The following is a 12321-nucleotide window of genomic DNA, read 5'->3' as shown; positions in this document are numbered from 1 at the left end:
AGGCTGGCGGGGCCCCTCATCCCCGCCAGCGCAGGTACTGCTGGTAGACCTGCTCGCAGGGGGCTCCCGTCAGGGTGGTCTCGATGTCCACCGGCCAGGCGGGGGGCTCCTCTTCCCCAGTCAGAGTCCAGGCTGCCTGGCGGGCAGCACCGATGGCCACATACTCGTCCGGCCGGGGCAACTGCACATCCATGCCCAGAATCCCTGGTGCGTAGGCTCTGACCGCTGGGGACTTGGCGCCGCCGCCGACCAGAAGGATCCTGGAGACCGTAGTGCCCAGCCGTTTCAGCAGCTCCAGGCAGTCACGCTGGGAGCAGAGCAGGCCCTCCACGAATGCTCGGGCCAGGTTGGTGCGCGTGGTGTTGGCCAGGGTCAGTCCCTCCAGCCTGGCGTGGGCATCTGGACGGTTCGGAGTGCGCTCGCCGTCGAAGTAGGGGATCAGGGTGATGCCCTCGGCCCCTGGCGAGGACTTCTCTGCCAGTTTGGCCAGACCGTCGTAATCGGTTCCCAGGGCGGCCAGGCCTGCGTCCAGGATGCGTGATGCATTGATGGTGCAGGCCAAGGGCAGCCAGTGGCCGGTGGCATCCGCGAATCCGGTTACCGAGGCGCTCATGTCATAGGCGGGGACCGGGCTGACCGCTGCAGCGACCCCCGAGGTTCCCAGGGAGATGGAGACGTCGCCCACCTGCATGGCCAGGCCCAGGGCCGTCATGGCGTTGTCGCCGCCGCCCGGTGCGATGATGCAGCCTCCGGGCACGTCCCTGCCGGCGATGCGGGGGTCGGCTTTGGCTCCGACCTGGTGGGGGCCAAGAACCTTAGGCAGGATCACCCGCTCGGCCATTCCAGCGGGGAGGGCCATGGCCAGCAGGTCACGCCGGTAGCTGTCGGCGGCGGGGTCGTAGTAGCCGGTGCCGGAGGCATCAGAACGATCTGTAAAGAGATCCTTCAGCCCGGGTTCAGCCCCAGGGTCGGCTGCGGGGCCATGGCCGGCGATGACCCAGCTCAGCCAGTCGTGGGGGAGGCATATGGCCGCGATGGCCTTGGCCTTATCCGGCTCCATCCGGCTGACCCAGGCCACCTTGGTGATGGTCAGCGAGGCTACGGGGGATGAACCCACAGCCCGTACCCAAGCTTGCTTGCCCTGCATGGCCAGGTCCGGGTCTGAGTCCGGGTCTTTGTTTGGCCCGTCGGTTTCGGACTTGGCGAGCCGGATGATGAGATCGTCGGCATCAGGAGCAGAACGCGTATCGTTCCAGAGCAGGGCATCCCTGATCACCCGTCCTTGGTGGTCCAGCAATACCATGCCGTGCTGCTGGCCACCCACGCTGAGGGCCGAGACATCGTCCAATCCGCCCGCCTGGGCTGAAGCCTCCTGAAATGCCTCCCACCAGGCCATGGGATCGACGCTGGTGCCTGCCGGATGAGGAGCCTTGCCGAAGCGAACCAGCCGACCGGTCCGGGCATCGGTGACCCTCACCTTGCAGGACTGGGTCGAAGTGTCCACTCCCGCCACCAGGATCTCATTCATGTCAGCCTCCTTGCTTTCTGCACTCCGGTCATTGGAATACTCCATAATAGTATCTCAATTATTAAATCGATAAACTAAATGACCTTGATCTGAGTGACCCTTATTTGTTTACCTGCCGTTAGGCTGGAACGTAAGATGTTGAAGAAGGTCCAGGATTCTGCGGGCCTGTGTTCCTTCATGAAAGGTTATTGAACCGTGACTGCCCTGCGCTCTATCAATCAGGATGATCTGAGGAACCACAACCTCTCGGTCATCATCGACACCATTCTGCGGTCGCCTACCTCGCTCAGTAGGGCGGATCTGGCCAAGGCCACAGGACTGACCAAGGCTACTATGTCGCTCCTGGCAGGGCTTCTGATCCGGAATCGGGTGGTGCGCGAGGAGGAGCCTGAGACTTCGCAGAGCAGCCATGGCCGACCCAGCACCCCGTTGTCCATCGCGCACGGACGTTGGGCCGGTCTGGGCCTGCAGATCAACACCGATGGCTACGGGTGTCTGGCCATGGATCTGGATGGGACCTTGATCGATTCGGCCTGGGTCAAGGATGATATGCATGAGGCGGAACCCAATCGGGTCTTCGCTGAACTGGAGAAACTGACCAAGCCCATCGAACGCAAGCTGTCACGGCGGCACTACCGCACAGTGGGTTCGGGCCTGGCCCTGCCCGGCCTGGTCGGCGGCGACACCACCCTGCTCATGGCCCGCAACCTGGGGTGGGAATGTCTGGATCTGCAGAACTTTCCCCTGGTCCGTCGTCTGGCTCCCAGAGTGGGCAACGAGGCTCGTCTGGCAGCCCTTGCCCAGATTCCCGGCTATGCTGCGCAGCGTCCTGCGGGCGGCCATGAGGGACCGCTTTCGCCCACCGATTCCTTTATTTACATCTCCACTGACATCGGCATCGGCGGAGCTGTGGTGCGCCGCGGAGCCGTCGAAACCGGAGACCATGGGTTCGCTGGTGAATTGGGGCATGCCTCGGTGGATCTGAACGGCCCCACCTGCCGTTGCGGCCGCCGTGGATGCCTGGAGACCTACGCCGGGCGCAGGGCTCTGGTTGAGGCAGCTGACATCGCCACCGGAGCCGAAGCGGTCACGCCCCAGGCCATGGAGGAACTCTACCAGCGCTGGCAGCAGGGCGATGCCAAGGCCGTCGATGCCATCGACCGTGGGCTCGATGCCATGATCTCGGTCATCGCCTCAGCCATCAATATCGTCGACGTGGATACAGTCATCCTGGGGGGATTCTGGTCGCACTTCGGGGGAAATCTGGCCCAGCGTCTGCAGGATCGGCTCAATCAGCTGACCCTGGGCCGGGATGCCGTGGACATTCGCGTGCTCATCCCCAGCCAGGCCGACTATCCGGCCCTCAAGGGAGCAGCGTTGGTAGGCCTGCGCCGCTTCATCGATGATCCGCTGGATTTCTTCGAGGACTGACCCTTCGAGGACTGACCCGTCCAAGGGCCCAATGGCAACCTGGGACTAGTCGGAATTAGCGGGAAGCTCCCTGCCGCCAACCTTGAACAGGGCGTGGGCATCTCCGCCATGCAGGCGTTCCAGATAGGTTCGGGCTCGGGCCATGCGTTCCACAGTGGTCTGGGCCAGCGGGGCTGGAAGCCGATCGGGTTCGAACCAGCCGACTGACAGGCTCTCCTCGTCGCCCACAAAGGGGTCGGTGTTGCCGCTGGGGTCAGGCCGACAGATGAACAGATGATCCATATACATGGTCCGGTCCCCGTTGGCATAGGTGATCACCTCTTGGGAGGATGTGACTGCCGCCAGATCGGTGACAATCACATCCACTCCGGTCTCCTCCTTGACCTCGCGGACCACGGTGTCAGCCGGGTCCTCGCCCGGTTCGTTGATCCCGTAGACCAAGGCCCACTGGCCGGTGTCGGAGCGCCGGCCAAGCAGGAGGCGGCCCTGGTCATCGCTGACGAAGGCCGTCACACCGTTCAGCCAGAGCAGGTCATGGCCTATGGACCGGCGCAGTTCGAGCACGAAGTCAGGGGTGGGCATACATCAGTCCCGGTCCGGGTCGGCAAGTGCAGCCCGCTGCGCCATCCAGGCTTCCACCTCTTCGACGGTCTTGGGGATGCCTGCAGACAGCCACTGGGGTCCCTGCTCGGTCATGAGCACGTCGTCCTCCACGCGCACGCCGATGCCACGGAACTCCGGAGGCACCAGCAGATCGTTCTCCTTGAAGTAGAGTCCGGGCTCGATGGTGAAGATCATCCCAGGGGTGATGGGCGCGCCCTGGTAGGACTCGTACCTGGCCTCCGCGCAGTCGTGCACGTCCAGGCCCAGATGGTGGGCGCAGCCGCAGGCGTGCCAGCGGCGATGCTGCTGGCCCTGGGGGGAGAGGGACTCTTCCACGCTGACTTTGAGGATGCCCCACTCGTGCAGTGTTTCGGCCAGCACCCGCATGACGGCATGGTGAATGTCCGAGTAGGTGGCGCCGGGCTTGGCGGCTTCGAAGCCGGCCTGCTGGGCCTTGAGCACGGTCTGGTAGATCCGCTTCTGCAGGGGACTGAAAGTGCCGCCTACGGGGAAGGTGCGGGTGATGTCGGCCGTGTAGAGGCTGTTGACCTCCACGCCGGCGTCGATCAGGAGCAGATCGCCCTTTTGGACGGTTCCGTCATTGCGCATCCAGTGAAGGATGGGGGCATGCTTGCCCGAGGCGATGATGGAGCCGTAGCCCACGTCGTTGCCCTTCTCGCGGGCGTTGGCGTTGAAGACGCCCTCCAACATCCGCTCGGAACGGGGCTTGCCTACCACCTGGGGCAGGTGGGTCAGGATCCGGTCGAACCCGTCCTTGGTGGCGGCGATGGCCTTGCGCATCTCGCCCACCTCGTAGTCGTCCTTGATCATGCGGGCCTCGGAGGTGAACTCCTCGAGCTTGTCGTCGGCCTCCTCATTGCGGTCAGGGCCGCCGATGCCGTTGGCCTTGCGGGCGGCCTCCACCTGGCTTAGGACCTCCTGGTCGGCGGTGCGGATCACCCGCAGCTTGACCGCTCCCTGGTCCGGTCCCAGGTCCTTGGCGATGGCATCAGGGAAGGAGGCGATGTCCTTGGTGGGGATGCCGGTCATGATGGCCAGCTCCCGCAGCCCGGCGCGGGGACCCACCCAGTACTCCCCATACTGGGAGGACCGGTAGTAATCGCGGGTGGACTGATCGGCCCGGGGATGGACGAAGAGCTCAGGGGTATGGGTCAGGCCCTTGGCGGCCTCCGGGCTGTCGGGGTCCACCGGGTCCAGGACCAGGATGGCTCCGGGTTCGTAGTCCTCGCCCAGGCCCGTGTAGTAGGCAAAGGTGGTGTCTGGGCGGAAGGCGTAGTCGTTGTCGTTGTTTCGGGTCTTGTAGGATCCGGCAGGGATGACCAGTCGTTCGCCGGGGAAACGCTGACCCAGTTCACGCAGGCGGCGCTCAGTATATTTGCTGGACTCCAGTGGCTCGATCTGCGGCTCCTGGGCCTGCCACCCGGTGGTCATGAACTTCTGGAAGGCGAGGGAGTTGGGGCGCAGGGTGCGGTTGTTCACCCGGTCTTCCATGTTCTGCTCATCCAGGTCCACGTTCTTGGGATCGGTGTCTCCTTGTAGATGCTCCTGTGCGGATGCGGTCACGTCCAGCCTCCTTGAAATTCCGGTTATGGCTATGTTGGTTCCATGGTAGTGCGTTCGGCCGATGTGACAGTCGGCTGATCCGGCCCTCAATCGGGGTCGGTCGCGCATAGAATGGGCGGGAAGCATCCACAGCCAGCAGGAGGCGCAGGCAGAATATGTCATTCGAACACCCCAACAGCAAGGGTCGGAATATTCGCGATGTCGAGCGGGCCATCATGGCGCGTCCCACCGAGCATGACAGCCCCAACCTGGACCTGGACAGGATGGGGATGATGCTGGACCTGCTGGGCCATCCGGAGCACAGCTTCCGGGTCATCCACGTCACCGGGACCAACGGGAAGGGGTCCACGGCGCGGATGGCCGAGGCTCTGGTGCGGGCTTACGGTCTGCGCACCGGGCTCTACACCTCGCCCCACCTGGAGCGGATCAATGAGCGGATCGCCATCGACGGCAAGGAGCTCTCGGACGAGGACTTTGTGGATCTCTACCAGCAGATCGAGGATTTCATCGCCATGGTGGACGACCGCTTCGCCCAGCAGGGCAGGGCCCCGATGAGCTTCTTCGAGGTCCTGACCGCCATGGCCGTCTGGGCCTTCGCCGACGCTCCCGTGGATGTGGCCATCGTTGAGGTGGGGATGGGCGGCCGATGGGATGCCACCAACGTCCTCGATGGCGATGCCGCCATCATCGGTCCGGTGGACATGGACCACATGCAGTGGCTGGGGGATACGGTCGAGCAGATAGCAGGGGAGAAGGCCGGGATCATCAAGCCCAAGTCCACGGTCATCGTCGGGGCCCAGCCTCATGAGGAGGCCGTCATGCCCATCATCGAGCAGGCCGTGCGCGAGCAGGGCGCCCCCACCCTTTTAAGGGATGGCAACGAGCTGGAGGTGGTCTCCCGCATGCCCGCAGTGGGCGGCCAGGTGGCTACGCTGCGCACGCCGCAGGGGCTCTACAAGGATGTGCCCATCGATAAGTTCGGGGAGCACCAGGCCCACAACGCCCTGGCGGCCCTGGCAGCGGCTGAGACGGTCATCCCCGTCAACGGGGCACTGGACCAGGATCTGGTGGCCGAGGCCTTGAGCCAGGTACGCATCCCCGGACGGATCGAGCAGGTGCGCACCTCGCCCACCATCATCATCGATGGCGGGCACAACCTGAACGCGGCCCAGTCCCTGCGCTCGGCCATCGAGGAGAACTACGACTTCAAGCAGCTGGTGGGTGTGATCTCCATGATGGCCGACAAGCAGGTGGAGGACTATCTGGGCCTGCTGGAGCCCGTGCTGGACAGCGTCGTGGTCACCGAGAACTCCTGGAAGGGCCGGGTCATGCCGGCCGAGGATCTGGAACGGGTCGCCGTGCGGGTCTTCGGGCCCGACAGGGTGGTCCGGCGCGACCGGATGCCCGATGCCATCCAGACCGCCGTCGACATGGTCGACAGCGAGGATCAGACCGGGGTGGGCTATGGCCGCGGCGTGCTGATCTGCGGCAGCTTCGTCACCGCCGGCGACGCCCGCACCCTGCTGGCCGAGCGTCCCAATCCCGATCTGGCCAAACCTAAGGCGGAGCGCGCCTGATGTATCTCAAGGAGCTGACCCTCAAGGGCTTCAAGTCCTTCGCCTCGGCCACCACCCTGCGCTTCGAGCCGGGCATCACCGCTGTGGTGGGCCCCAACGGATCAGGCAAATCCAACATCGTCGACGCCCTGGCCTGGGTCATGGGCGAGCAGGGGGCCAAGAGCCTGCGCGGCGGATCCATGGAGGACGTGATCTTCGCCGGCACCTCCTCAAGGCCGCCCTTGGGCCGGGCTCAGGTCACCCTGACCATCGACAACACCGACCGGACCTTGGACATCGACTACACCGAGGTCACCATCAGCCGGACCATCTACCGCAACGGCGGGTCCGAGTATGCCATCAACGGATCCGACTGCCGCCTGCTGGACATCCAGGAGCTGCTCAGCGACACCGGGCTGGGCCAGCAGATGCACGTGATCGTCGGCCAGGGGCGGCTGGATGCCATCCTGCGGGCTGATCCGGCCGGTCATCGGGCCTTCATCGAGGAGGCGGCCGGCATCCTCAAGCACCGCAAGCGTAAGGAGCGGGCGCTTCACAAGCTGGCCAACACCGAGGCCAACCTGTCCCGTCTGGATGACCTGATCGGCGAGATTCATCGGCAGTTGGGGCCGCTGGGCCGCCAGGCCAAGGTCTCCCGCCGGGCCGACATGATCCAGGTCAGCCTGCGGGACGCCCAGGCACGCATCCATGCCGACGACGCCCTGACCTCGCAGAGGAAGCTGGAGGATCTGCGTTCGCGGATGTCCCAGACCCGGGGGCTACTGGCCCGGGGGCAGGAGGATCTGACCAGGGTCAAGCTGCGCATCGAGCAGCTGGAGGGGCTGGACCGACAGTCCAGTCCGGCCCTGGAGGCCGTCAACCAGCTGTGGAACGACCTGACCAAGCTGGGTGAGCGAGCCGGTTCTTTGTCATCATTGGCCAGGGAGCGCAGCCGTTCGTTGCAGGCCGGCATGGTGGCCGACCAGGGGCAGGACCCCGGGGTGCTCAGGCGGCGGGCCGACGAACTCAAGGGCCAGGCCGATCAGGCGGAGAGCCAGGTTGGAGCTGACCGGATCGCCCTGGATGGCCGCGTTCAAGCCCGTGCGGATCTGGAGCGGCGGCTGGCCGCCCACCGGCAGACCATGACCGAGCTGCGGCAGGCGGCCAGAAAGCAGCAGGCTCGGTTGGGCGACCTGGCCCAGTTGGTGGCCAAGGAGGAATCGGCCCTGGAACTTTCCAGGCAGCGCGAGCGTGACCTGACCCATCAGCAGGATCAGGTCAAGGGGAGCCTGGAGCGAGCCAGGAGCCGGGTGCGGGATCTGGACAGCCAGGAGGAAGGTCCCGACCAGGACGGCAGACAAGCCCTGGACCAGGCAGGTCAGGTCAGGGACCAGGCCCGCAGCAGGCTCAACGACCTCCAGGAGCGCGAACGTCGAATCCAGTCCGATGCCATATCGGCCCAGGCCAAGGCCGATGCCCTGGCGGACACGCTGGACCATCGCGGCGCTGGCGAGGCCTTGTCCCAGGCGGGGGATCCGGCCCTGCTGGGTGTGCTGACCGACTTCGTCCGAGTGGAGGAGGGTTGGGAGGAGCCCCTGGCCCAGGCCCTGCACGACTATGCCTCGGCCCTGGTGGCCAAGGATGGCCAGACGGTCGACTGGACCCTGGAGCGGGCCCGCCGGGATCGCCTGGGACGCGCCGCGTTGATCTCGGCATCAGATGCGCTCAAGGGGGCAGACATACGACCCGGCAATGGCCCCTGGAGGTCGGCCGCCGACCTGGTGGATCTGCGGGAGCATCCGTCCGACTCCGACCGGGCCCAGGGTGTGCTGGCGGCTGTTCGCAGTCTGCTGGCCTCTACAGCTGCAGTCGATGACGCCGATCAGGCCCGCCGTGCCTTGGAGGACGGATGGCAGCAGGCGCTGACCCGCCTGGGCGACCTCTACGACCGGGTAGGTGCTGTGGGCGGATCAGCCCCGGCCACCAGCGACCTGGCGCTGACTGCGCGCAGGGATAAGGCCCTGGCGCAGGTAGAGGCCCTCCAGGATGAATCCCGGACGCTGCAACCGCAGATGGATGCGGCCCGTGCCGCCCTTGAGCAGGCCGAGAAGCAGTTGCAGGAGGCGCGCAACCGGTGCACCGAGGCCCGGGTCAAGGCCGAGCAGGCAGCCCGAGATCTGGCGGCGGCCCGCAAGGAATCCGATCGAGCCCAGGCCGGGGTCAAGGATCTGGAGGACCGGCTGGCCCAGGTGCGCGACCAGGTGCGCACCCACGAACTCAAACTGGAAGACCTGAAAGCCGGCCTGGCCCGTGCCCAGGAGGACGGGGGGACTGATCCTGATGACCCGGAGGGCATGGAAGACCGGCAGCATGAATTGGAGACGGCCCTGGACCAGGCCCGTACCGCCGAGATGGAGGCCAAGCTGACCTGGACGGAGAGCGACCGGCGGCATGCCTCCCTGCTGCGGCAGATTGATCTGCTGCGGGATCAGGCCGACCAGGCCGAACGCCATCGTCAGCGGATAGGCGAGGAAAACCGTCGTCGCAAGGCTGGCATGGCCTCCCTGGGGCTGATCGCGCTCAGGGCCGACCTGCTGGCCCAGCTGATCAAGGGGAGGATGGAGCATGCGGCACGCCGCCGGGATCAGCTCAGGGCCAAGGCCTCGGCCCATGACAAGGAGCTGACCGATCTGCGGGCCAGCAGGGATGCCCTGGAACCCAAGGTGGCCGGTCTGCGCCAGGATGAGCACGGTCTGGATCTGGAGCGGGAGCGTCTGGCCGGCGAGGACGGCCGTCTGCGCCAGCGCATCCAGGATGACCTGGGCATGGAGCCGGGGGAGCTGATCCGCGAATACGGCCCCGACTGTCCGGTGCCCGTTCTGGATGACGAGGGCAATCCTGTGCCTTTGGACCAGGAAGCGACGGAGGAAGACGGCGATTCGCCAGCCTTCAAAACGGTGCCCTATAAGCGCGGGGAACAGGAGAAGCGGCTGGCCAAGGCCAAGCGGGATCTGACTGCCCTGGGCAAGGTCAACCCACTGGCCACCGAGGAATACGAGGCCCTGGAGTCCCGCAACCGCTACCTGCACGAGCAGCGTCAGGATGTGATCGGGTCCCGGGACGATCTGATGGCCCTGGTCAAGGATCTTGATTCGACCATGGTCACGGTCTTCAAGGAGGCCTTCGACGACACTGCCCAGGCCTTCGAACGCATCTTCGCCACCCTCTTCCCCGGCGGGCGCGGACGGCTGCGGCTGGAGGATCCGGATGACCTGCTGACCACAGGCGTTCTGGTCGAGGCCAGCCCGGCCGGCAAGAAGGTCCGCCGGCTCTCCCTGCTCTCTGGAGGGGAGCGGTCGCTGACGGCCCTGGCCCTGCTCCTGGCCATCTTCACGGCCCGGCCCAGCCCCTTCTACGTCATGGACGAGGTCGAGGCCGCCCTGGACGATGTGAATCTGACCAGGCTGCTCAAGGCCTTCGAGCAGCTGCGGGAGCATGCCCAGCTGATCATCATCACCCACCAGCAGCGGACCATGGGCATCGCCGACGCCCTCTACGGGGTCACCATGCGGGGGGACGGGGTGACGGCCGTCATCTCCCAGCGGCTGAAGGATCCGAATCGTTCCGGCCGCGAAGAGCCCGAGCCCGATCAAGGGTGACCTCTGCCAGAACGGCCTGGGAGTCCACGATGGGCAGCTGCGGCATGGGGTAGGCCTCGTTGAGCACTGAGAGCTCGGTGCAGCCCAGCAGGATCGAGTCGCAGCGGTAGTCCTTTAGGAAGGCATCGAGAACGCCCAGGTAGCGGTCCCGGTCCAGTCGCCCTTCCTTGACATCGTCGTAGATCAGCGCACTGACCCGGTCCTGCAGGGCCTGGTCCGGGTCCACCAGCTGGTAGCCGGCGCTGTCGGCCGGGCCCTGGTAGATGGCGGCATGGCGGGACCCCTCGGTGCCCATGTACCCCATGCGCGGATGGGATTTCGCCGGATAGTGCCGATCAGCCCAGTCGATGGTGGCCTGGGGCATATCCAGGATGGGCACCGGAGTCAGGGCCTGGAGCCTGGGCAGAATCTGATGGGCGGTGTTGCAGGCCATGACCATGAAGGAGGCGCCCATGGCTGTGGCCTGGCGAACATCCTCGGCCAGATAGGGGAAGGGGTCATCCTTGCTGCGGCCCAGGATGAATTCGGTGCGGTCGGGCACGGTGGCGTGGTTGAAGACCACATAGTCCAGAAAGTCCTGGTCCCTGTGCGCCCCGGTCATCCGGTCCAGCACCCGCACGAAGCTTTCGGTGGCCAGTGTGCCCATGCCGCCCAGGACGACGAAGAAGTTCCTCATGCCAGTGTCCTCTTGTCATGGAAGTAGCGCCGGTAACGACGCCGATAGATGGAAAACATGTGTCGAATCAGCAGCCAGCGCTTGAAATTGCGGTCCTTACTGTACTCCAGAGTGGTGCCCCAGTCTCCGCGGCGAATCATGGCCATGGCCTGTCGCTTGTCCTCGGACTCGGCGCAGTATTTGCGGAAGATGTCCTTGGGAATCTCCATCCAGAGGCGATGCCCCCGGCCGAAGACGGTGCGTCCGTTGAAGGGGGTGTCCAGGACCAGGTCGTCCACGAAGCAGCGGGCCAGGTTGAAGCCGTTCAAAGTGACCACGTAGCTGCTGCGTCCCTGGCGCAGATTGATCTCAAAGAGCTTGTAGACGCCGTCGCGCGGATCGTACTTCATGTCGAAGTTGGCCACACCGCTGTAGTTGATGTCCTCAAGGAAGGCCTTGATCCGGTCGAAGATGTCCTGGTTGTAGTCGGGCATAATGGCCGCGTAGTTGCCCACGGCCTCTGGGGTGGGGTCCTCCAGCAGCGGGTGTCCCAGGAACATCATGCGCACCCGGTGGTGGCGGTCCACATAGGCGTTGAGCACCCTCATGTTGTCATCGCCCCCGGGCACGAAGTCCTGGATGACCATCTGCGAGGTGTACCCGGCCTGGTAGGACCTGCGGATCATGGTGTCCAGCTCCTCAGGGTTGCTGAAGATGAAGGCCTTCTTCCTCCCGGGGAAGTCGATGCCCAGCCACTCGTCGCTGTCGGCGGGCTTCATGGCCACCGGGTAGTCGAAGGGCAGGTTGCGGTGGCGACCAGCTTTCACATCGTCGGCATCCACCGAGACGGTCTGCGGATGGGGCAGGTCATAGCGGTCGCAGAGTTCGTAGAAGGAGGACTTGAGCGAGAGGGCGCGGTTGAGCTTGGCATCGATGGCGTTGAAGACGAACCGTTCGCGCAGGGGATCGCCGAACTCGTCCAGCAGGTTGGCGTAGGTGTCTCCGCAGGGCAGCAGGAGCAGGGTGGCTCCTGGGTGGTCCCGGTGATAGGCGTCGGCCCAGTCGTTCAGGGCCGGCACAAAGACCTTGGGATTGGCGAAATCCGGTACCAGGTGCACGTCGATGATCCTGCTGTACTTGGTGGGGGAGAGCTGCTGGTGGGCGAAGGCGGTGGAGACCAGTCCATAGGCCTCATGAAAGGCGCGCGCCATGCCGTAGGCGTTGATGTCGCTGCCCAGTATGACCGGTTGGAATTCTTGCATCTGTATGAAACCACCTACTATATGCTCGTGCGCCCCGCCCTGC

Annotated in this window: 8 protein-coding genes; 3 read left to right on the top strand and 5 right to left on the bottom strand. The window is 65.1% G+C overall.

What is annotated here, in order from left to right; genetic code table 11:
- Nucleotides 1-16 precede the first annotated feature (16 nt).
- On the bottom strand, nt 17-1528 hold the full coding sequence (locus tag ACUIAH_RS03650; RefSeq protein WP_445341427.1) for a xylulokinase: 1512 nt from the start codon (nt 1526-1528) through the stop codon (nt 17-19).
- A gap of 195 nt (nt 1529-1723) precedes the next feature.
- Between ACUIAH_RS03650 and ACUIAH_RS03645 the strand changes: the two genes are divergently transcribed.
- Nucleotides 1724-2959 carry an ROK family protein gene (locus tag ACUIAH_RS03645; protein ID WP_445341426.1) on the top strand — a complete coding sequence of 412 codons (1236 nt, stop codon included), beginning with the start codon at nt 1724-1726 and terminating at the stop codon, nt 2957-2959.
- Nucleotides 2960-3004: 45 nt separating this feature from the next.
- On the opposite strand, the gene ACUIAH_RS03640 is transcribed toward ACUIAH_RS03645, so the two are convergent.
- Both ACUIAH_RS03640 and ACUIAH_RS03635 read right to left on the bottom strand, forming a co-directional pair.
- On the bottom strand, nt 3005-3541 hold the full coding sequence (locus tag ACUIAH_RS03640; protein WP_445341425.1) for an NUDIX hydrolase: 537 nt from the start codon (nt 3539-3541) through the stop codon (nt 3005-3007).
- 3 nt (nt 3542-3544) lie between these two features.
- Nucleotides 3545-5146, bottom strand: a complete 1602-nt coding sequence (locus ACUIAH_RS03635; RefSeq protein WP_445341424.1) for an aminopeptidase P family protein — start codon at nt 5144-5146, stop codon at nt 3545-3547.
- 155 nt (nt 5147-5301) lie between these two features.
- Between ACUIAH_RS03635 and ACUIAH_RS03630 the strand changes: the two genes are divergently transcribed.
- Nucleotides 5302-6723, top strand: a complete 1422-nt coding sequence (locus ACUIAH_RS03630) for a bifunctional folylpolyglutamate synthase/dihydrofolate synthase (protein WP_445341423.1) — start codon at nt 5302-5304, stop codon at nt 6721-6723.
- Nucleotides 6723-10361: a chromosome segregation protein SMC gene (gene smc, locus ACUIAH_RS03625; RefSeq protein ID WP_445341422.1), complete on the top strand. Its 3639-nt coding sequence runs from the start codon at nt 6723-6725 to the stop codon at nt 10359-10361. Before ACUIAH_RS03630 ends, smc begins: the two co-directional genes overlap by 1 nt.
- Here smc and ACUIAH_RS03620 read toward each other — a convergent pair.
- Nucleotides 10294-11037 carry an aspartate/glutamate racemase family protein gene (locus tag ACUIAH_RS03620; RefSeq protein ID WP_445341421.1) on the bottom strand — a complete coding sequence of 248 codons (744 nt, stop codon included), beginning with the start codon at nt 11035-11037 and terminating at the stop codon, nt 10294-10296. The genes smc and ACUIAH_RS03620 overlap by 68 nt on opposite strands.
- Complete coding sequence (locus ACUIAH_RS03615) at nt 11034-12278, bottom strand: carboxylate--amine ligase (protein WP_445341420.1); 1245 nt, start codon at nt 12276-12278, stop codon at nt 11034-11036. The genes ACUIAH_RS03620 and ACUIAH_RS03615 overlap by 4 nt, the downstream gene beginning before the upstream one ends.
- Nucleotides 12279-12321: the final 43 nt, after the last annotated feature.

The organism is Bifidobacterium sp. ESL0820 (assembly GCF_052606235.1).
This window is presented reverse-complemented; position numbering and strand designations above follow the sequence as displayed.

Bases quoted from the DNA above. Each gene is read 5' to 3' on its own strand.
- smc (WP_445341422.1), top strand. From the start codon at position 6,723: ATGTATCTCAAGGAGCTGACCCTCAAGGGCTTCAAGTCCTTCGCCTCG.
- ACUIAH_RS03620 (WP_445341421.1), bottom strand. From the start codon at position 11,037: ATGAGGAACTTCTTCGTCGTCCTGGGCGGCATGGGCACACTGGCCACC.
- ACUIAH_RS03640 (WP_445341425.1), bottom strand. From the start codon at position 3,541: ATGCCCACCCCTGACTTCGTGCTCGAACTGCGCCGGTCCATAGGCCAT.
- ACUIAH_RS03615 (WP_445341420.1), bottom strand. From the start codon at position 12,278: ATGCAAGAATTCCAACCGGTCATACTGGGCAGCGACATCAACGCCTAC.
- ACUIAH_RS03650 (WP_445341427.1), bottom strand. From the start codon at position 1,528: ATGAATGAGATCCTGGTGGCGGGAGTGGACACTTCGACCCAGTCCTGC.
- ACUIAH_RS03630 (WP_445341423.1), top strand. From the start codon at position 5,302: ATGTCATTCGAACACCCCAACAGCAAGGGTCGGAATATTCGCGATGTC.